Source organism: Spirochaeta thermophila DSM 6578, from assembly GCF_000184345.1.
Classification (GTDB): domain Bacteria; phylum Spirochaetota; class Spirochaetia; order Winmispirales; family Winmispiraceae; genus Winmispira; species Winmispira thermophila.
The window spans coordinates 591,975-611,025 of record NC_017583.1; the positions used below are offsets into that span (position 1 = coordinate 591,975).

At 60.7% G+C, this 19,051-nt stretch carries 17 protein-coding genes and 2 tRNA genes; 16 read left to right on the forward strand and 3 right to left on the reverse strand.

Translation table 11 applies throughout. The features are described 5' to 3' along the window. Nucleotides 1-165: 165 nt before the first annotated feature. Nucleotides 166-1,488 (reverse strand): transposase, encoded by a 1,323-nt coding sequence (locus SPITH_RS02510; RefSeq protein ID WP_014623941.1) that lies wholly within the window; start codon nucleotides 1,486-1,488, stop codon nucleotides 166-168. A gap of 266 nt (nucleotides 1,489-1,754) precedes the next feature. Here SPITH_RS02510 and SPITH_RS02515 point away from each other — a divergent pair, with 266 nt between their 5' ends. Next, nucleotides 1,755-2,990, forward strand: coding sequence for an FprA family A-type flavoprotein (locus SPITH_RS02515; RefSeq protein ID WP_014624174.1), 1,236 nt, complete (start codon nucleotides 1,755-1,757; stop codon nucleotides 2,988-2,990). A gap of 85 nt (nucleotides 2,991-3,075) precedes the next feature. On the opposite strand, the gene asnS is transcribed toward SPITH_RS02515, so the two are convergent. Further along, complete coding sequence (asnS, locus tag SPITH_RS02520; protein WP_014624175.1) at nucleotides 3,076-4,449, reverse strand: asparagine--tRNA ligase; 1,374 nt, start codon at nucleotides 4,447-4,449, stop codon at nucleotides 3,076-3,078. A 138-nt stretch (nucleotides 4,450-4,587) separates the two neighbouring features. Between asnS and SPITH_RS02525 the strand changes: the two genes are divergently transcribed. The 4 genes from SPITH_RS02525 (at nucleotide 4,588) to SPITH_RS02540 (ending at nucleotide 9,926) form a co-directional block, all read left to right on the forward strand. Then, entirely contained in the window at nucleotides 4,588-5,541 is a 954-nt protein-coding gene (locus SPITH_RS02525) for an ABC transporter substrate-binding protein (protein WP_014624176.1), read from the forward strand. Between the two features lie 76 nt (nucleotides 5,542-5,617). Then, nucleotides 5,618-7,279 (forward strand): 2,3-bisphosphoglycerate-independent phosphoglycerate mutase, encoded by a 1,662-nt coding sequence (gene gpmI, locus SPITH_RS02530; RefSeq protein ID WP_014624177.1) that lies wholly within the window; start codon nucleotides 5,618-5,620, stop codon nucleotides 7,277-7,279. A 149-nt stretch (nucleotides 7,280-7,428) separates the two neighbouring features. Next, the gene (locus SPITH_RS02535; protein WP_155816498.1) at nucleotides 7,429-8,613 is read left to right on the forward strand and encodes an Lsa36 family surface (lipo)protein; all 1,185 of its coding nucleotides are present in this window, start codon (nucleotides 7,429-7,431) and stop codon (nucleotides 8,611-8,613) included. 140 nt (nucleotides 8,614-8,753) lie between these two features. Continuing rightward, complete coding sequence (locus SPITH_RS02540) at nucleotides 8,754-9,926, forward strand: Lsa36 family surface (lipo)protein (protein WP_014624179.1); 1,173 nt, start codon at nucleotides 8,754-8,756, stop codon at nucleotides 9,924-9,926. A gap of 50 nt (nucleotides 9,927-9,976) precedes the next feature. Here SPITH_RS02540 and pgl read toward each other — a convergent pair whose 3' ends face one another. After that, on the reverse strand, nucleotides 9,977-10,663 hold the full coding sequence (pgl, locus tag SPITH_RS02545) for a 6-phosphogluconolactonase (RefSeq protein WP_014624180.1): 687 nt from the start codon (nucleotides 10,661-10,663) through the stop codon (nucleotides 9,977-9,979). A gap of 130 nt (nucleotides 10,664-10,793) precedes the next feature. Here pgl and SPITH_RS02550 point away from each other — a divergent pair, with 130 nt between their 5' ends. From SPITH_RS02550 to rpoB, 11 genes are all read left to right on the forward strand, one after another. Then, nucleotides 10,794-12,038 (forward strand): IS256 family transposase, encoded by a 1,245-nt coding sequence (locus SPITH_RS02550; RefSeq protein WP_014624181.1) that lies wholly within the window; start codon nucleotides 10,794-10,796, stop codon nucleotides 12,036-12,038. Nucleotides 12,039-12,105: 67 nt separating this feature from the next. Beyond that, nucleotides 12,106-12,178: transfer RNA gene (locus SPITH_RS02555), tRNA-Thr, on the forward strand. Nucleotides 12,179-12,209: 31 nt separating this feature from the next. Beyond that, a complete protein-coding gene (gene rpmG, locus SPITH_RS02560) occupies nucleotides 12,210-12,380 on the forward strand; it encodes a 50S ribosomal protein L33 (RefSeq protein ID WP_014624182.1) in 171 nt (56 codons plus the stop codon). A gap of 13 nt (nucleotides 12,381-12,393) precedes the next feature. After that, a tRNA-Trp gene (locus tag SPITH_RS02565) sits at nucleotides 12,394-12,467 on the forward strand. A gap of 23 nt (nucleotides 12,468-12,490) precedes the next feature. Then, nucleotides 12,491-12,670, forward strand: a complete 180-nt coding sequence (gene secE, locus SPITH_RS02570) for a preprotein translocase subunit SecE (RefSeq protein ID WP_013313294.1) — start codon at nucleotides 12,491-12,493, stop codon at nucleotides 12,668-12,670. Between the two features lie 15 nt (nucleotides 12,671-12,685). Further along, a complete protein-coding gene (nusG, locus tag SPITH_RS02575; protein ID WP_014624183.1) occupies nucleotides 12,686-13,240 on the forward strand; it encodes a transcription termination/antitermination protein NusG in 555 nt (184 codons plus the stop codon). A 68-nt stretch (nucleotides 13,241-13,308) separates the two neighbouring features. Then, complete coding sequence (gene rplK / locus SPITH_RS02580; RefSeq protein WP_013313296.1) at nucleotides 13,309-13,740, forward strand: 50S ribosomal protein L11; 432 nt, start codon at nucleotides 13,309-13,311, stop codon at nucleotides 13,738-13,740. Between the two features lies 1 nt (nucleotide 13,741). Beyond that, nucleotides 13,742-14,422, forward strand: a complete 681-nt coding sequence (gene rplA / locus SPITH_RS02585; RefSeq protein ID WP_014624184.1) for a 50S ribosomal protein L1 — start codon at nucleotides 13,742-13,744, stop codon at nucleotides 14,420-14,422. 10 nt (nucleotides 14,423-14,432) lie between these two features. Next, on the forward strand, nucleotides 14,433-14,963 hold the full coding sequence (gene rplJ / locus SPITH_RS02590; RefSeq protein ID WP_013313298.1) for a 50S ribosomal protein L10: 531 nt from the start codon (nucleotides 14,433-14,435) through the stop codon (nucleotides 14,961-14,963). 81 nt (nucleotides 14,964-15,044) lie between these two features. Continuing rightward, nucleotides 15,045-15,431, forward strand: coding sequence for a 50S ribosomal protein L7/L12 (gene rplL / locus SPITH_RS02595; RefSeq protein WP_013313299.1), 387 nt, complete (start codon nucleotides 15,045-15,047; stop codon nucleotides 15,429-15,431). Nucleotides 15,432-15,555: 124 nt separating this feature from the next. Beyond that, nucleotides 15,556-19,050: a DNA-directed RNA polymerase subunit beta gene (gene rpoB / locus SPITH_RS02600; protein WP_014624185.1), complete on the forward strand. Its 3,495-nt coding sequence runs from the start codon at nucleotides 15,556-15,558 to the stop codon at nucleotides 19,048-19,050. Nucleotide 19,051 lies beyond the last annotated feature (1 nt).

Here is a 19,051-nt window from a genome sequence, read left to right on the forward strand (position 1 = left end):
TACCGTATTCTCATCCGGAATAGTACTCAGAACGGTACACTATGCACGATGGTTTGCTCGCGTTCACTCCACCACGGCGGTTCTGTATCCGAACTGGACACACCTTCCCTCAGGATTCCTCAAGGGAACGTGGATACGGGGGATCGGTTTCGGTAAGACCGCTCGTTAGGCCGCAGGCCTGACCAGGGAGCGCATCTGGTTCGGCTGGTTCTCTCGCACTCGTCCCAGGGCAAGGGCACTCATGACAGAAAACACCAGCGTAAGGTGAACCGACAGTTTCTCCTGCCCCCGGATCGTGTGGAGTTCCAGGCTAAAGCTTCGATCCAGCCGGCTGTGGATCCGCTCCAAGGCCGTTCGCTTGGCATACTCCCGCTTCCACCGATACGAAGACCGGGCGAGAGGCGTGAAGACTCTGCGGTCCGTGGAGAGGGGGATCCGAATACAGGAGGCCAAGGGACAGGAGGCTTTGCCTGCACACTCATACCCATAGTGCACCGCAGGACAGCCGTACTTCAACGTGCCCCGCTTCTCTTCAAATCCCCGGTAGGCCATCTCCCGCTGCGTCCCCGTGGCCATACAGACACAACTCACCGTCCCTTGGTAGTCATACACCACATTTCTTGTCCCCGGGACCAGCCTGGTCTGTTCTCCATCTTTCCACAGGTTGCGAATATCGATGACCGGTTTGATCCGGTGCTCGTGCCACAACAGATCTATCAACGTGCCATCATCATAGCCCCGGTCGGCCGTGAACACTTCCGCCGCCTTGAGTATATGCGGCCTATGGCGATCCAGGGACCGAATCAGCTTTCGCATCACCGGCACCTCGTGCTTTGAGGCCCGACTCACCGTAAAGGCCACCGGCAGTTCATACGCTGTATCCGCAAGGAGGTGCACCGTAAACCCGAACCATTTCTTTACCGACTTCTGCACCTCCCCCCGTTCATTCTGATACACATACTCATGACACCCCCAGTCCGCATCGTGCTCCCCTCGCCGGTCTCCGGCACCCTTCCCCCTTCGACGGGCAACGCTTGCTATCCCCTTCCCATCGGCTCCCAGCCGCCGCCCAAATCCAGGCAGCTCCCGGTAGCACTGATCCACCAGGCTGGTAAACACCCTTACCAGTGCTTCCCGGATACTCCGCTTCCTCAAGGTGGAAAGAAACCGGCTGTACGCGCTGGCACTGGGTACCGCATCGCTTCCCCGGGTAGGATCACATCCACACAGGTCCCTCAGTTGCCCGTTCCGCAAGAGCTCCCGGCGTAGCTGCTCGATGCTCGGGTGCTGAAACACTATCCCCGCAACGAGCGAGTTCCACATCGCCCGTACCGGATATTCATTCCGGCCTCTCCCCCGCCTCTGTTCCAGCTGCTGCATCAGTTCCTCATCCGGCAGGTTCTCCAACACCAGCCGAAGCCGATGTAAATCCCCCAATGCTTCTACATCGTGCCAGCAAAAAAGTGATTTCTGTGCTATACTTGCCATGGGCCCCTCCGTCGGTTTTCTGCTACCATGATTCTATCATGGAAAAACCCGGGGGCCCTCTTTTTTGGGGTCAATTTTTCAACTCCGACCGCGTTTTCCCCTTCTATCGCACCTGTGGACCGCTTTTTTGGGGTAAAATAAATCCCCACCCGCTTGTAATTTCTTTACCTATCGTTGCGTGAAAACAGCGCAAAAGGCTCAAGACGTTGACAGGTGTGGTGAATCGTACTATCTTTATCAAAAAGATAAAGAATAAGGAGCCTGTCATGAATGCCACCGAACTCTTCCCGGGAATCTGGCACCTCGGTGCCAACATATCCAAGGACAACCTCTTCGAGGGTATGTGGCCCATACCCCATGGGGTCTCCCTCAACTCCTACCTCGTGGAGGGCAAGGACATCGCGCTCATCGATCTGGTGAGGGACTGGGAGGATGCCCCCGGTGAGATAGAGAAGCAGCTTGGCCAGCTGGGGGTGGATATCCAGAGGATCAGGTACCTGGTGCTCAACCACCTCGAGCCCGATCACACCGGATGGGTGCCCGGGTTCAAGCAACGGAACCCGGGTGTGGAGATCGTGACCACCAAGAAGGGGGCGGAACTCGTCGATACCTTCTACCATATCACCGACAACGTGCGGGTGGTGAAGACCGGCGACTCGATCGACCTCGGAGGCGGCAAGGTCCTCCGGTTCTACGAGATCCCCAACGTCCACTGGCCCGAGACCATGGCCACCTATGAGGTTTCGAGCAAGGCCCTCTTCCCCTGCGATGCCTTCGGCTCGTTCGGGAAGATAGGCGATCGGATCTTCGACGATCAGCTCTCCGAGGAGGAACACGCCTTCTACGAGTTCGAGAGCCTCAGGTACTACGCCAATATCGTGGCGAGCTTCTCACCCTTCGTGGAGCGGGCGATCAAGGCCCTGGAAGGCCTCGAGATCTCGGCGATCTGTCCCTCGCACGGGATCATCTGGCGGCGTCACCCGGAGCGGATCGTGGAGCGGTATGCCCGCTACGCCTCGTACTACAAGGGTCCCGCCGAGCCCGAGGTGACGCTCATTTGGGGCTCCATGTACGACAACACCGCGACGGCCACGGATGTGGTGCGTGAGGCCCTCCTCGAGAGCGGGATCACCTTCCACGAGTACCGGGTGCCTGAGCAGGACTTCTCCCACATCCTCGCCCACGCGTGGAAGTCCCAGGGGTTCATCCTGGGGATGCCCACCTACGAGTACCACATGTTCCCGCCCATGGCCCACACCATCGACATCCTCGGCAGGAAGCACGTGCGGGGCAGGACGGTCTTCTGGTACGGGTCGTTCGGATGGTCGGGCGGGGCCGAGCGCGAGTTCAACGAGCTCACAGAGCGGCACAAGCTCGGCTGGGAGGTGGTGGGCAAGGCCGACTTCCGGGGCAACCCCACCGCCGAGGACCTCTCCCGCCTCAAGCGCGAGGTGACCGCCTTCGTGGAGAAGGTGCGCGAGCGGGCGCGCACGTCGGCCTAGAGAAGGGATGATGCGGCGGCCGTGGAGGCCGCCGCTTTTTTACCGGAAGAGGCCCGAAGAAGGGGGTGCGGCGGGGGATCGAGGCTCAGAAGGCCGCGTTTCCCGGCGTGCGGGGGAAGGGGATGACGTCGCGGATGTTCTGCATACCGGTCACGTACTGTACCAGCCGGTCGAATCCGAGCCCGAAGCCCGCGTGGGGGGCTCCGCCGTACCGCCTGAGATCGAGGTACCACTGGTAGGCCTCGATGCGCATCCCGAGCTCCTGCATGCGCGCGAGGAGCCGCTCGTAGTCGTCCTCCCTCTGGCTTCCGCCGATGATCTCGCCCAGCCTGGGCACGAGCACGTCCATGGCCCGCACCGTCCTGCCGTCGGGGTTCTGTTTCATGTAGAAGGCCTTGATCTCCTTCGGATAGTCGGTGACGATCACAGGCCCCTTCACCAGCTCCTCGGTGAGATAGCGCTCGTGTTCGGTCTGCAGGTCCATGCCCCATTCCGGCGGGAAGGTGAAGGAGGCCGGGGCCTTCTTCAGGTGCTCTATGACTTCAGTATAGGTCATGTGGGTGAAGGGGGTGTTCACCACGGCCTCGAGCTGGTCCGTGAGACCCGGTGCGATCCACTGTTCGAAGAAGGCCATCTCTTCGGGGTGGCGTTCCAGTACGGCCTCGAGGAGGTGGGTGATGAACTCCTCTGCGAGGTGCATGTCTCCCTCGAGGTCGCAGAAGGCCATCTCGGGTTCCACCATCCAGAACTCGGCGAGGTGGCGGGGGGTGTGGGAGTTCTCCGCCCTGAAGGTGGGGCCGAAGGTGTAGACGTTCACGAAGGCGAGGGCGTAGGCCTCTGCCTCGAGCTGGCCGCTCACCGTGAGGAAGGCCGGGGCGCCGAAGAAGTCCTCGGTCGGGTCGTAAGGCGCATCCGGGGGGAGGGTGGTCACCCGGAAGAGGGCGCCCGCTCCCTCGGCGTCGCCGGTGGTGATGATGGGGGTGTGGACGTAGAGGAACCCACGTTCCTGGAAGAAGCGGTGGATCTCCCACGCGAGGGTGTTGCGTACGCGCATCACCGCCCCTATGGTGTTGGTGCGGGGGCGCAGGTGGGCGATCTCCCTGAGGAACTCGAAGCTGTGGCGCTTCTTCTGGAGGGGGTAGTCCTCGGGCGCAGGGCCGAGCACGGTGAGGGCCTCTGCGTGTATCTCGACCGGCTGCTTGGTCCCGGGCGAGGGCCGGAGCGTGCCCACGACCCTCACCGAGGCACCTGTGCGGAGCGTCTCCAGACAGGAGGCGAGCTCCTCCCGGGTCTTGTCCACCACCACCTGGAGGGGGGCGGTGGTGGATCCGTCCGAGAGGTGGAGGAAGGCCACCTGCTTCGATTCGCGCACCGATCGCACCCAGCCGAGTACTTCCACCTTCTGGCCTTCGGGAGGGGTAGAGAAGAAGTCCTGTATCCTCTGTCGTATGATGTCCATGGGTGAGTGATACCACAAACGGGCCGGGAAGGGGAGGGGGGGATGAGGGTGTCCTTTGATGAGCTTTTTTCTCATAATTCCTTTTGTATCGATTGACGTTTCCGTGCGTTACGGGTACGTTTTCAGGGGAGGTGTGTGATGTGGAGACGAGGTGCCCTGGTCGTACTCGTAGGTGTCCTCGCTGCAGGTCTGCTTCCTGCGGGTGGGGTCTCCGAAGATGAGGCGGTACCCGATGAGGTGCGCCTCACCCTTTTCCTGGGACCGACCGCCCTCGGATTCATCCCCCTCCTCGAGGCGGGGGAGGTAGGCGGGGTGCCGCTCTCGTACGAGCTCGTGCCCCAGCCGGATGTGGCGGTCTCCCGCATACTCGCAGGCGAGACGGACGTGGCGGCGCTCCCGGTGAACCTCGCGGCGCGCCTCTACAACGGGGGAGCCGACTACCGCATGGCGGCGATGTACCTGTGGGGGCTCCTCTACCTGGTGGCGCCTGAGCCGGTCACCCTCGAGGGGCTCGCCGGCAGGCGGGTCTACGTGCCGGGCAAAGGGGCCACGCCCGATCTCGTCTTCCGGTTTCTGCTCGAGAAGCGGGGCATAGAGGGGGTGGAGCTGGACTACAGCCTCCCGCCTGCAGGGCTCGCCCAGGCGGTGGCGGCCGGCAAGGTGGACTACGCCCTCCTGCCCGAGCCGTTCGTGAGCAGGGTGCTCGCCCTGCGGGAGGACCTCGTGGTGGCGCTCGACCTCCAGGCCGAGTGGGAGCGCGAGGTGGGAACCCCCCTCACCCAGACGTGCATCGTGGTGAAGGGCGAGTTCCTCGAGCACCACCCGGCCTTCTGGAAGGAGGTGCGGCGCGCCATCGAGGAGTCGATCCACCAGGTGGTGGCCGATCCGGACGCGACGGCCTCCTCGCCGGTGGTGGAGAAGCTCGGACTCACGGCCGACCTTGCGAGGGCCGCGATCCCGCGGTGCAGGCTGAGCTATGTGCCGGCACGGGAGGCCCGCCAGGCCGTGGAGGCCTACCTGGGGGTGCTCCTGGAGTACGCGCCAGGCTCGGTGGGTGGGGCGCTTCCCCCGGCGGAGTGGTACGTGGAGTGAACCAGGGGCGCCCTGCGCGCCGCCTGCGATGACGATACGTATGTTGGATAGATCATGAGAGAGGAGTACACACGGTATGGAGATCAAGGTCGATCCGCTCAAGAAGAATCCGGCGTTCACCCCGAGACGGGGACCGCTGGTGCTGCTCATCCTCGACGGGGTGGGTTTCAGCCGATACGAGGAGGGCGATGCCTTCCGGCGGGCCCTCACCCCCCACTTCGACTGGCTCTGGGAGCACTGTCCGCACACCACACTCAAGGCGCACGGGACGGCGGTGGGACTTCCCAGTGACGGTGACATGGGAAACAGTGAGGTGGGCCACAACGCCATAGGGTGCGGCAGGGTCTACTCGCAGGGGGCGAAGCTCGTGGACGAGGCCATCGCCTCGGGCAGGCTCTTCGAGGGACCTGTGTGGCGCAGACTCGTCGACAATGCGAAGAAGAACGAGTCCACCCTCCACTTCATCGGCCTCTTCTCCGACGGCAACGTGCACAGCAACATCGCACACCTCAAGGCCATGCTCGAACAGGCCAAGAGGGAGGGGGTGAAGCGGGCCCGCATCCACATCCTGCTCGACGGCCGCGACGTGGGCGAGACGAGCGCCCTCGAGTACGTGGACCCCTTCGAGGAGTTCCTCGCCCGGCTCAACGAGGACGGGGTGGACTACCGTATCGCCTCTGGAGGCGGCCGCATGGTGATCACCATGGACCGGTATGGCGCCAACTGGGACATGGTGCGCAAGGGGTGGGAGACCCACGTCCTTGGAGAAGGAAGGCAGTTCTCCTCTGCCCATGAGGCAATCGAGACCCTTCGCAAGGAGACGGGGGCCATCGACCAGGACCTTCCTCCCTTTGTCATTGCCGAAGACGGGAAACCTGTAGGACCCATCCAGGACGGCGATTCGGTCATCTTCTTCAACTTCAGGGGGGACAGGGCCATAGAGATGAGCATGGCCTTCGAGATGGACGACTTCCCCTACTTCGACAGGAAGCGTCGGCCCAAGGTGGAGTACGCGGGCATGATGGAGTACGACGGCGACAAGCACATCCCCAGACAGTACCTCGTGGCCCCGCCCTCCATCGACCGCACGGTGGGGGAGTACCTCGCAGCGAGCGGCGTCACCCAGATGGCGGTCTCCGAGACCCAGAAGTTCGGCCACGTCACCTATTTCTTCAACGGGAACCGCACCGGCAAGTTCAGCGAGGAGCTCGAGGAGTACATAGAGATCCCCTCCGACATCGTGCCCTTCGAGTGGCGGCCCTGGATGAAGGGGGCCGAGATCGCCGAGGAGGTGATCAAGGCGGTGAAGGAGAACCGGTTCCGGTTCATCCGGGCCAACTTCCCCAACGGTGACATGGTGGGGCACACGGGGGTCTTCCAGGCAGCGGTGTGCGCCATGGAGGCGGTGGACATCCAGCTCGGCCGCATCCGCAAGGCCGTGGAGGAGGCGGGCGGCATCCTGCTGGTCACCGCGGACCACGGCAACTGCGAGGAGATGTACGAGCACGACAAGAACGGCAACGTGGTGCGGAACCCCGACGGCACCCCCAAGGCCAAGACGGCCCACACCCTCAACCCGGTGCCCTTCATCATCTATGACCCTGAGTACAGGGGAGACTATGAGACCACCCTGAGGGAAGGCCTGGGCATAAGCTCCATCGGCACCACGTGTATAGAGCTCCTCGGGTTCATTCCACCTGACGACTACGACCCCGGCATCGTGCCGGTGAAGCGGTGAGCTCGGATCTTACTTGCCTCATCATGAGGGAAGTGCCTCCGGAAGGCCGGAGGCACTTTTTGTTTTGAACCGATCTCGTTGTGTGATATAATTCCTATAGAGAATTCTTAAGGGGGTGCACTATGAAAAAAGCTCATATGCTCTCTGCCATGATCCTTCTTGCTCCCATTCTCTCCGGGCTGGAGGTGCAGGTAGAGGCGCCTCAGGTTGATTTTTCCCGTCTTGAACAGGAGCTAAATGCGGCGTATGGGGAAATCTTTGATCTCTCAAGCCTTGAAACCCAGATGAACGCCGATCTCGCCTCGCTTGCTGCTGCACTTGAGGCAGATCTCCGAGATCGGTTAGTGGAGGCGGATGTGGAAGCAGAGTTGCTCCTCAAGGGATTTTCCACTGCAGCGGTATTCGCCTCTCATGCAGGGGGTATGCGTTCTTCTCCGGATTACTCGTTCATCCAGGTAAGTGTGGGGGGTGCCTTCGGATTCCAGAATCCTTCATCGTTTCCTTTCAACGTAGGGAGTCTCTACGAGGCGGCGGAGGAGACCTTCAATGTGCTCGCGGGAGGGAGTATCCAGCTGGGTGCAGAAGTAGGATTCAACCTTTCTTTTCTGGTGCCCGGCCTCCATGTGGGGGTGAGGTTCGGTAAATTCATGCTCGATGACCTTGCTCTCACGAAAGAGGTGTTTCTCTCCTATGACCTCACCCTGGTGGGACTCAGTGCGTCGTATCCTCTTATCAATGGGGTGGGAGCAGGGGGAATAGGATGGTCAGGGATTCATGCAGGCACAGGAGTCCTCTACGAAGGGCTCAGCACCGTGTATTCCAGAAGTTTTTCCTCGTTCTATGAAGCGAGCTCACAGTCCTATTCTCCTGTGTACAGCGGGAATTACCATCTGGAGATACCAGCAGGTCCGACCCTGGAGCTTATCCCATGGGTAGATCTTAAGATGACCAGTTCTCAGGTAGTGGTGCCTTTGGAGATACTCACAGGGTTTTCGACGCCTCTTTTTCGGATGATAGGAGGAGGTGGTGTGGATCTCGCCTTTGGAAGTTCTCGGCTGGAGGTGAGTTGCGGTTCTTCGGTGAAAATGGATGGCACAATAGAGGTGTGGGGCCCCAGCCAGGTGGAGGAGGTAAAATCGATCTCCTCGTACGCTTCTTCCTCTAGCGCGGAAGTGAATGGAGAGGTGGAAACGAGTCCTCTCGCTGTGAACCCCAAGCTCATCATGGGCGCGGGATGGTTTTTGGGACCGGTGGTGATCGATACCGGATTGGTACTCTATTTCAACGGAGGAAGCGGCTTCTCTGGAACGCTCTCGGTAGGATGGGTATGGTGAGGTGTTGACCTCCCCGGAACTAGTGTTTCCTCAAAGGTGTTTCGCATATATGTGCTCCAACGATGGAAAAACTCGTGTGCATGCACTATATTGTGAAAGGTGAGACACCAAATCTTTTAAATTTTATTATGGAGGCATGCATGCGAAGGATACTGGTAGTCCTTGTGACAGTGCTCCTCGTGGCGGGCATGGCCGCGGCAGCAGAGGTGAAGGTGACAGCTCCAACCGTGGATTTCGGCTCGGACACGCCATATGATGAGATCGATACCTTTGTGAACAATGTGCTCAAGACCCTTGCTCAGAAGGTGGAGTCGGATCTCAATGAACGGATCGGGGCATTCGAACAGCCCGCCTTTGTTGAGGGTATGGCGAATGCAGGGATCTTCGCCTCGCACGTGGGGGTGATGCGTTCCAGGCCCGAGTACGGCCTGCTCCAGGTGGGGGCGGGGATCGCGATAGGGTTCCAGTCGCCCTCCGCCAATCCGTTCGATGTCGAGGGGATAGGCCAGGCCATGGGTGCAGGCGGCGATGTGTTCGCAGGTGTAGGGATTCAAGCGGGCGGACAGGTGGGCCTCAATGCCTCGTTCCTCAAGGAAGGCCTCTTCCTGGGGCTTCGCTTCGGCCGCATGGACCTCACTTTGCTCGCCGAGGGTATGGGGGACGCCCTCCCCGAAGGGCTTTCGGGTTCTCTGTCGGTGATAGGGCTTCTCGCCAACTATCAGCTGGTGAAGCCCATAGATCTCATGGTGGTGCGCTGGCGAGGGGTGATGGTGGGATCGGGTCTCATTTACCAGGGCCTCGAGGTGAAGTACCAGCCCGACGTGGGGCCTGTTTCGGCTGAACAGACGGTAGCCGAGGACATTGATGGCGGTGGAAAGGACGAGACGGGTACTGTGACCCTCACCGTTGTGCCCGAGATTGAAGTTGGTGTGAAGACTGGAACGGTGACCATCCCTCTTGAAGTCTCCACTGGTATGCGGGTGCTCGTGCTCAACGTGAGCGGAGGGCTTGGGGCGGATCTGGCCTTCGGCTCGAGCAATCTCATTTTCAATGCGAATGCAGACATAGAGGCCTCGGGGTCTATCACTCATGGTGAGACAGGGGCAAATCTCTCTATTGATTCCTCGTCCGTCACTCCCGGGTCCGCGACCTTGGACGCGGGGACGGACGGCGGGCCCTCTTTCGTCAACCCCAAGGTCTTCGCGAGCATCGGTCTGCTCCTGGGGCCCGTGTCCCTCGAGATACCCTTCACCTACTATATCAACAAAGGGTCCGGGTTCAACGCAGGGATCACGCTCGGGCTTACCTTCTAGCGGGGTTTCTTAGGAAATGGCTACAGGGGCGCCCGAAAGGGCGTCCCTTTCTATCCCAGATCTGTTCCCACTGCGAGCCTGTCCACCTCGAAGGCGAGCTTCGCAGGGCAGTCGGCGAGGGGGAGCTCCGGGTCGAGAAACCGCCGGTAGGCCTCGCGCTTCCCCTCGCCCATGAAGAGGAGGAGGCAGGCCTCCGAGCTCTCGAGGAGGGTCTTGCTCGCACTCACCCTCCGGGGTGGGGGCTTGGGGGCCTCTTCCACCTGTATGTAGAAGGGGCTGTCGTCCCAGATCGAGGGATGCCGCGGAAAGAGTGATGCCACGTGTCCGTCCTCACCTGCTCCCAGCACCACCAGGTGGAAGCCCTCCCTGTAGCCTCTGAGGACGCGCTCGTAGGCCTCGAGCCCCCAGTCCGCCTCCTCCTCGTGGTACTCGTAGGGGTGCACCTGGTCTTCGGTGATCCACCCCTTCTCCATGAGTGGCCCGAAGAAGACCTGCTCGAGGAGGGTGTAGTTCCTCTCCGGACTTCCCGAGGGCACGCACCGCTCGTCCACCAGGAAGAAGACGCACCGCTCCCACGGGAGGTCTTCCCTCTGCCTCAAGGCCTCGAGCACGGGTACCACCGACCGCCCGCCGGGAAGCCCCACCACGAGGTGCGGTTCCGGCCTGTAAAGGGCGAGCACCTCGGCTATCCACTCCGCCGCCCGCGCCACCCCTGTGCGAAGGTCGAGACGTTCCATGGAGCACAGTATATGCCGACGGCCTCGAAAAGTGAATAGGGACTGTAACATCGAGTGTTGAAAAAGGCGGGGAAAAAAGATAAGGGGTATCTCCCACCACCAAACCTCTGAAAGAAGGAGGAGATACCCCATGAAGCGTGGTAACACACGCACACTGATTGATACACAGTATACCCTCTCTGATCTGATGAAGCAAGTGGAGGCCCAACTCCGGGAGGAGGTGCGCCACACCTACAAGACGTACCTGGAGCACCTCCTTGAGACGCTGAGAGAGGAGGCAGTGGGACGACCACGATATGCACGAGGGGAGGCTGAGAAGGCACCGTACTACCGGTACGGCTACAGAAAGTGGAAGAGCGTGCAGACCCCCTGGGGGCCGATCGAGGAGGTACGCGTGCCCCGCATTCGCACCGGCGGGGGGAAGGAGGTAAAGCTGGTCGCCTATGAGCAGAGGCTCGTGGCCCTCGCTGAGCAGCTCCTCCTTGGGTATGTGAGAGGGATGAGCGCGCGGACGTGGGCCATTCTGTTACGGGAGCTGGGGATAGGAGAGGCTCACCCGCAGACACTCCTGCGGCTCATAAAGCGTCTTCGTGAGGAGAAGGAGCAGTGGCGGAGGAGGTCCCTTAGAGGAGTGAAGGCCCTTGTGCTGGATGGAGTGTGGGCAAAGAGGCGTGGGAGGGGTCAGAAGAAGCTGGTTGTCCTGAGTGCCGTGGGGGTGAAGGAGGACGGATCTCATGAGCTCCTCGACTGGGTGGTTGCGGAGCAGGAGGACCGGGCGAGCTACGAGCGACTCCTTACCAAACTCTATGAGCGAGGGCTTGAGGAGGTGGAGCTGGTGGTGGCCGATGAGGCAGAGGGGATCTGGCAGGCGGTGGAGACCGTGTATCCTGAGGCGAAGAAGCAGGTATGCCTCTGGCACCTGCAATGCACCCTTGAGCAGAAGCTTCTGCAGGATATGGGGGACCAGAAGGGGAAGAAGGCTCACCTCCAGGAGGAGAGGCGAGCCTTTCGGACTGAGTACTGGAGGCTCTTTGAGGCAGGAGGGAAGGAGGAGGCAGAGGAAGCGTTCGAGGCATTCGTGAAGAAGTGGGCGACGAAGGCCCCCCGGATGACGGCTGCTCTCCTGTGGCGGAAGGAGCGGCTCTTCTCCTATCTGGAGTTACCCTATGAGTGGAAGGAGAAGGTGAGGACGAGCAACCTTGCGGAGAACATGTTTCGGCACATGAGAAGCTTTCTACGGAGGTATCCTGGGTATATGAGCCGTGCCCATGCAGATGAGGTGGTAGGCCTCTACGTGGTGGGCATGCAGGTGATACAAGAGGTGGGGAGATGCACCCCTTATCAACTCCAGCTCAATTTCAACACTCCCCCTTGACAGTGCCAGTGAATAGGATGCGTTGACAAAGACGCGCAGTTTTGCTATCTTATGTTCCACACTGGATGCCTCTGTAGCTCAGTCGGTAGAGCACATCCATGGTAAGGATGGGGTCACCGGTTCAAGTCCGGTCGGAGGCTCTTTCGTTATTGGTGAAAGGAGCGCGTATAGATGGCAAAGAAGGGAAAGGCAGTCGAGATCATCGCCCTCGCATGTTCCGAGTGCAACAGACGCAACTACACCACGAAGAAGAACCGGAAGCTCCAGGGCAAGCTCCAGCTGAGAAAGTACTGCCCGTTCGACAGGAAGCACACCCTTCATGTGGAGACAAGGGTCAAATAGCTGTCGTGTAGATAGGCCAGTAGCTCCAATTGGTAGAGCGCCGGTCTCCAAAACCGGATGTTGCAGGTTCGAGTCCTGCCTGGCCTGCATATTTTTTTAGGAGTGCCGGGATGCGAAAGATCATACAGTTCTTCAAAGATGTGTGGGCGGAGATGAAGCGGGTCACCTGGCCCTCGTGGGAGGATGTGCAGGGTTCCACTCAGGTGGTCATCGTCTCGGTGGCGATCTTCGCCCTGGTGCTCGGGGCGGTGGACCTCTTGCTCCTGTTTCTGCTCGACGTGATATTCTAGGAAAAGGCGGGTTCGATGGCACGGGGATGGTATGTCCTCCATACGTACACTGGGTATGAGAACAGGGTCGAGAAGACGCTGCGGAAGTTCATGGAGGAAGAGCCATATTCCCGGTACATCCTCGACGTGAAGGTGCCGGAGGAAGAGGTCGTCGAGGTGAAGGACGGTAAACGGAAGGTGACCACCCGGAAGTTTCTCCCGGGTTATGTCCTCGTCGAGCTGGACCTTCCGGATATCGGCTGGCGGGATGTGTGTGCACAGATCCGTCGTATCAACGGGGTGACGGGGTTCGTGGGGACCACGGGGCAGAGCAAGCCGCACCCCATCTCCCAAGAGGAGCTCAGACAGATCCTCCAGAAGACCGGGGAACTCAAGGGTGAACGGCATCTCCGTTTCGGTGAGACCTTCTCCGTGGGTGAAACGGTCCGCATCGTGGAAGGGCCTTTCGAGTCCTTCACCGGAACCATCGAGGAAGTGAACGAGGAGCGGAGAAAGCTCCGTGTCCTGGTGGGAATCTTCGGGCGGGCGACGCCCATCGAGGTGGATTTCCTCCAGGTGGAGAAGATATAGGGAGAGAGTCTCTCTCCGGACTACTGGGAGCCCCTCGCCGGGGCGATCGTACCAGAAGGAGCAGACTGATGGCGAAGAAAGAGGTGACCGCAGTCCTCAAGTTGCAGCTGCCGGCGCAGCAGGCCACTCCCGCGCCTCCCGTCGGGCCGGCCCTCGGTCCTCACGGGGTGAGTGCGCCGCAGTTCGTGCAGCAGTTCAACGACGCCACCAAGAACGTCGAGCCGGGGCTCATCGTTCCGGTGGTGATCACCATCTACAAGGATCGCACCTTCACGTTCGAGCTCAAGACTCCACCTGCCGCGGTGCTCATCAAGAAGGCCCTCGGTATCGAGAAGGGGTCGGCAGAACCTCACAAGGTGAAGGTGGGCAAGCTCACCAAGGAGCAGCTGCGCGCGATTGCGGAGCAGAAGATGCCGGATCTCAACGCCAACGATATCGAGGCGGCCATGAGGATCATCAAGGGGACCGCCCGCAGCATGGGTGTGGAAGTGGAGGGCTAGTATGGCGCGACACGGAAAGAAGTACCTGGAGGCGGTGAAGAAGTATGCCCGGCAGGAGCGGTATCCGCTCGAGCGGGCGGTGGAGCTCGTGAAGGAGCTCTCCTATGCGAACTTCGACGAGACCGTGGAGCTCTCGGTCAAGGTGAACCTCAAGAAGGGACAGACGGTGCGCGGCACCGTGACCCTGCCGCACAAATTCGGTCAGGAGAAGCGCATCCTCGTCTTCGCGAGGGGCGACAAGGCCGAAGAGGCCCGTGAGGCGGGTGCGACCTATGTGGGTGATACCGATCTCGTCGAGAAGATACAGCAGGGGTGGCTCGACTTCGATGTGGCGGTGGCCACTCCCGACATGATGAAGGAAGTGGGGAAGCTCGGGCCCATCCTCGGGCGCCGCGGGCTCATGCCCAATCCCAAGGTGGGAACCGTGACCATGGACATAAAGGGAGCGGTGGAGAACCTCAAGCAGGGCCAGGTGGAGTTTCGGGCCGACAAGACGGGGGTCGTCCACCTCGCGGTGGGGAAGGTCTCCATGGAGCCCGAGAAGATCGTGGAGAATGTGAACGTGGCCCTCGATGAGATGCGGCACCGGCGCCCGGCCGATACGAAGGGGGCGTTCATCAAGTCCGTGACCCTCTCGTCCACCATGGGGCCGGGGGTCAAAGTCAAGTGGGACGAGCGATAAGGAGACGGCCATGTATACCACACGAGTGACCGAGAAGAAGCGCGCGCGCGTGGAAGAGATAAAGAAGATCCTCGAGGAAGGGAAGGGGTATATCTTTGCGGACTACCGGGGCCTTACGGTGGAGCAGATCACCAGGCTCAGGAACGAGCTGCGCCAGCAGCAGGCCATCCTCAAGGTGGTGAAGAATCGCTTTGCGAAGCTCGCCTTCTCCGAGCTCGAGATAACGGGTCTGGACGAGGTCCTGCTGGGGCCCACGGTCGTGGCGGTGGCCAAGGAAGATCCCGCGGTGGTGGCGAAGACCATCTTCAAGTACGTGAACGAGACGCCCATCAAGGTGAAGGCGGGATACATCGACGGCCAGCTCTACGGTGCGCAGCAGGTGGAGGCCATCTCCAAGCTGCCGTCGAGGGCCGAGCTCCTGGCCACGCTCATGGGGACCATGAATGCGCCGCTCCAGAACCTGGTGTACGCGCTCAACGGGGTGACCACCAAGCTGGTGAGGACCCTCAAGGCGCTCGCCGACAAGATGGAACAGGGGTGATATCCATCAGCGTTAGTCTTCATGACTTGCCATGCTATCGCTGATGAATCAAACAATACTACATTGAGAGGAGAAGATAATATGGCAAAGCTCAGTACCGAAGAGATCCTGGACGCGATTTCGCAGATGACCGTGCTCGAAGTGGCCGAGCTCGTCAAGGCCATGGAGGAGAAGTTCGGTGTGACCGCGGCGGCCCCCGTGGCGGTGGCGGCGGCTCCCGCTGCCGGTGCAGCAGCTCCCCAGGAGGAGGAGAAGAGCGAGTTCGACGTGATCCTCAAGGGAGTGGCCGACGGGAAGAAGATCCCGGTCATCAAAGTGGTCCGGGAGGTCATGGGCCTCGGTCTCAAGGAGGCCAAGGACTTCGTGGAGGCTCCGGGTAAGGCCGTCAAGGAAGGGGTCTCCAAACAGGAAGCCGAAGAGCTCAAGAAAAAACTCGAAGAAGCAGGTGCCGTTGTCGAGATTAAATAAGGATGCACGATACAACCTGCAGTGCGATTCTCACACCACCAGACCCGGGTCTGGTGGTGTATTTTCTCATGATCATCCAGGTCTGCTTCTTGTGTAAACCCATTACTCTGTAGGGGGAAACCTGATGTTTAGCAGAGACACCGAGGTAACACGCCAGCTCCTCACCACCGGAAGGCCGGAGGTGATGGATCTGCCGAATCTTCTCGAAGTCCAGTTTAGTTCATACGAGAAGTTTCTGCAAGCCGAAAAGATAAGGAAAGGGGAACCTCTCGCGGTTCAGGGCCTGGAGGAGGTCTTCCGGTCCTCCTTCCCCATAGAGAGTCCCAACGGCGACATGCGTCTCGAGTATGACTTCTACACCCTGGATTTCGAGGCCATCAAGTACTCCGAAGAGGAGTGCAAAAGGAAGGGGTTGACCTACGCGGTGCCGCTCAAGGCGCAGATCAACCTCATCTTTCTCGAAACCGGCGAGATTCGTCAGAAGATGATCTATCTCGGTGATATCCCCCTCATGACCGACAGGGGGACGTTCATCATCAACGGGGCTGAGCGCGTGGTGGTGAGCCAGATCCATCGATCGCCGGGCGTCATCTTCTCCCACGAGAAAGGTGTCTATGGAGCCCGTATCATCCCCTACAGAGGCTCGTGGCTGGAGTTCGAAGTCGACGCCAAGAAGGACCTCATCTATGCGAAAATAGATAGAAAGAAACGGATACTCGGGACCCTCTTCCTCCGTGCTCTCGGGTTCGATACGAGGGAGAAGATCATCTCGGCCTTCTACGAGACGAAGGAGGTGACGGTTTCCTCGGAGACGAAGGATGAGGTGGTGGGAAGGGTGCTCGCCCGGGACGTGTACACGGGCGAAGGCTCCGATCAGAAGAAGCTCCTCCGTGCAGGAGCGAAGATCCACCCCCACGAGATGGACGAGCTCCTCCATGCCGGCGTGGAGCGCGTGTGGGTCATCGACGACGAACATCCGGATTCCCTCCACTCCGAGGTGATCCTCAACTGTTTCGACCGCGAGGAGGCCAAGTACACCCGGGAGGAGGAGGGGACCGACGAGCCCACCAAGGAGGATGCCATCATCGCCGTGTATTCGGCCATCATGCCCGGGGATCCCATCACCATAGAGAACGCGGAGAAGGACCTCCAGGCCATGTTCTTCTCCGAGCGCCGCTACGACCTCGGCGACGTGGGGCGCTACAAGTTGAACAAGAAGTTCGACTACGATCCTCCCCTCTCGAGCACGGTGCTCACGCTCGACGACATCGTGAACACCATGCGCCACCTCATCAAGGTGTATATCGGCGAGGAACCGGTGGACGATATCGACCACCTCGGAAACCGGCGCGTGAGATCGGTGGGAGAGCTCCTCACCGCCGAGCTCAAGACTGCCTTCTCCCGGATGGAGCGTATCGCAAAGGAACGCATGTCGCTCAAGGAGAGCGATACGATAAAGCCTCAGGACCTCATCTCCATAAAGCCCATCGTGGCGGCCATCAAGGAGTTCTTCGGCTCGAGCCAGCTCTCTCAGTTCATGGATCAGGTGAACCCGCTCTCCGAGCTCACCCACAAGCGGCGGCTCAATGCCCTCGGGCCCGGAGGGCTTTCCCGTGAGCGGGCGGGATTCGAGGTGCGGGACGTACACTACACCCACTACGGGAGGATGTGTCCCATCGAGACACCGGAAGGGCCGAACATCGGGCTCATCCTCTCGCTCGCACTCTACGCGCGGGTGAACGAGTACGGATTCCTCGAGGCCCCCTACCGGAAGGTGAAGGACGGCCGCGTCACGAACGAGATCGAGTACCTCACGGCCATGGACGAGGAGAAGTATTTCATCGCCCAGGCGAATGCGCCCATCGACGAGGAGGGCCGGTTCCTCACAGATCAGGTCTCGGTGAGGAAGGGGGGCGACTATACCACCCGGCCGCCCGAGACGATCCAGTACATGGATGTCTCGCCGCGGCAGACCGTGTCCGCATCGGCCTCGCTCATCCCCTTCCTCGAGCATGACGACGCGAACCGGGCCCTCATGGGGTCGAACATGCAGCGCCAGGCCGTGCCCCTCATCTTTCCGGAGCCCCCCAGGGTGGGGACCGGCATGGAGCGACGGTGCGCCTACGACTCCGGTGTGGTGGTGAAGGCCAGGCGTGCCGGGGTGGTGGAATACGTCTCCTCCACCAAGGTGGTGATCAAGCCGGACGGGGTCACCGACGAGAGGGAGCGGGACATCTACTTCCTCCAGAAGTACCAGCGGACCAACCAGGATACGTGCTTCAACCAACGGCCCATCGTGAACAAGGGGCAGCGGGTGGAGAAGGGGGACGTGCTCGCGGACGGACCCTCCACGTTCAAGGGCGAGCTCGCCCTGGGACGGAACGTGCTCGTGGCCTTCGTCCCCTGGTACGGGTACAACTTCGAGGACGCCATTCTCATCTCGGAGCGACTCCTCAAGCAGGATGTGTTCACCTCCATACATATCAAGGAGTTCTCGATAGAGGTGCGGGAGACGAAGCTGGGGCCGGAGAAGATCACCCGTGACATCCCGAACGTGAGCGAGAAACACCTCGAGCACCTCGATGAAGAGGGAATCGTGAGGATCGGGGCCAAGGTGAAGTCGGGTTCGATCCTGGTGGGAAAGATCACTCCGAAGTCAGACGCCGAGCTCACGCCCGAATTCAAGCTCCTCAATTCGATTTTCGGAGAAAAGGCCAAGGATGTGCGGGACACCTCACTCAGGGTGCCGCACGGCGCCGAGGGGACCGTGATCGACGTGCAGCGCCTCCGCAGGTCCGAGGGTGACGAACTTCCTCCGGGAGTGGAGGAGGTGGTGAAGGTCCTCGTGGCCTCCAAGAGGAAGCTCCAGGAAGGCGACAAGATGGCGGGACGTCACGGGAACAAGGGGGTCATCTCCCGGGTCCTCCCGGAGGAGGACATGCCCTTCCTCGCGGACGGCACCCCGGTGGACATCTGCCTCAATCCCCTGGGCGTGCCCTCCCGAATGAACCTGGGCCAGATACTCGAGACCGAGTTGGGATGGGCTGCCGTGGCCCTCGACGAGTGGTACGCCACGCCGGTCTTCGAATCGGCGAGTCCCGAGATGATCGAGGAGAAGCTGAGGGAGGCGGGTCTCCCCGAGACCTCCAAGACCACCCTGTACGACGGAAGAACGGGGGAGGCCTTCCATCAGCCGGTGATGGTGGGCTACATGTACATGCTCAAGCTCAACCACCTGGTGGACGACAAGATGCACGCCCGTTCCACCGGTCCTTACTCCCTCGTGACGCAGCAGCCGCTCGGAGGAAAGGCCCAGTTCGGCGGCCAGCGTCTCGGGGAGATGGAGGTATGGGCTCTGGAGGCCTACGGCGCGGCGAATACCCTCCAGGAGCTGCTCACCATAAAGTCCGACGACATGGAAGGACGCACCAAGATCTACGAGAGCATCGTCAAGGGCGAGCCCTCGACCTCTCCGGGGATCCCGGAGTCCTTCAATGTGCTCGTCCAGGAGCTGAGAGGCCTTGCCCTCGATATCACGGTGCAGGACACGAAGGGCAAGCCCGTTCCGCTCACCGAGCGGGACGAAGAACTCCTCACCCGTCAGGGTGAAAAATTCTAGG

What these genes read in the sequence shown, in the direction of transcription:
- SPITH_RS02535 (WP_155816498.1), top strand. Translation starts at nt 7,429, where the DNA reads ATGATCCTTCTTGCTCCCATTCTCTCCGGGCTGGAGGTGCAGGTAGAG.
- SPITH_RS02515 (WP_014624174.1), top strand. Translation starts at nt 1,755, where the DNA reads ATGAATGCCACCGAACTCTTCCCGGGAATCTGGCACCTCGGTGCCAAC.
- rplA (WP_014624184.1), top strand. Translation starts at nt 13,742, where the DNA reads ATGGCGCGACACGGAAAGAAGTACCTGGAGGCGGTGAAGAAGTATGCC.
- SPITH_RS02540 (WP_014624179.1), top strand. Translation starts at nt 8,754, where the DNA reads ATGCGAAGGATACTGGTAGTCCTTGTGACAGTGCTCCTCGTGGCGGGC.
- rplK (WP_013313296.1), top strand. Translation starts at nt 13,309, where the DNA reads ATGGCGAAGAAAGAGGTGACCGCAGTCCTCAAGTTGCAGCTGCCGGCG.
- SPITH_RS02525 (WP_014624176.1), top strand. Translation starts at nt 4,588, where the DNA reads ATGTGGAGACGAGGTGCCCTGGTCGTACTCGTAGGTGTCCTCGCTGCA.
- rplJ (WP_013313298.1), top strand. Translation starts at nt 14,433, where the DNA reads ATGTATACCACACGAGTGACCGAGAAGAAGCGCGCGCGCGTGGAAGAG.
- pgl (WP_014624180.1), bottom strand. Translation starts at nt 10,663, where the DNA reads ATGGAACGTCTCGACCTTCGCACAGGGGTGGCGCGGGCGGCGGAGTGG.
- SPITH_RS02550 (WP_014624181.1), top strand. Translation starts at nt 10,794, where the DNA reads ATGAAGCGTGGTAACACACGCACACTGATTGATACACAGTATACCCTC.
- secE (WP_013313294.1), top strand. Translation starts at nt 12,491, where the DNA reads ATGCGAAAGATCATACAGTTCTTCAAAGATGTGTGGGCGGAGATGAAG.
- rpmG (WP_014624182.1), top strand. Translation starts at nt 12,210, where the DNA reads ATGGCAAAGAAGGGAAAGGCAGTCGAGATCATCGCCCTCGCATGTTCC.
- SPITH_RS02510 (WP_014623941.1), bottom strand. Translation starts at nt 1,488, where the DNA reads ATGGCAAGTATAGCACAGAAATCACTTTTTTGCTGGCACGATGTAGAA.
- rplL (WP_013313299.1), top strand. Translation starts at nt 15,045, where the DNA reads ATGGCAAAGCTCAGTACCGAAGAGATCCTGGACGCGATTTCGCAGATG.
- rpoB (WP_014624185.1), top strand. Translation starts at nt 15,556, where the DNA reads ATGTTTAGCAGAGACACCGAGGTAACACGCCAGCTCCTCACCACCGGA.
- asnS (WP_014624175.1), bottom strand. Translation starts at nt 4,449, where the DNA reads ATGGACATCATACGACAGAGGATACAGGACTTCTTCTCTACCCCTCCC.
- nusG (WP_014624183.1), top strand. Translation starts at nt 12,686, where the DNA reads ATGGCACGGGGATGGTATGTCCTCCATACGTACACTGGGTATGAGAAC.
- gpmI (WP_014624177.1), top strand. Translation starts at nt 5,618, where the DNA reads ATGGAGATCAAGGTCGATCCGCTCAAGAAGAATCCGGCGTTCACCCCG.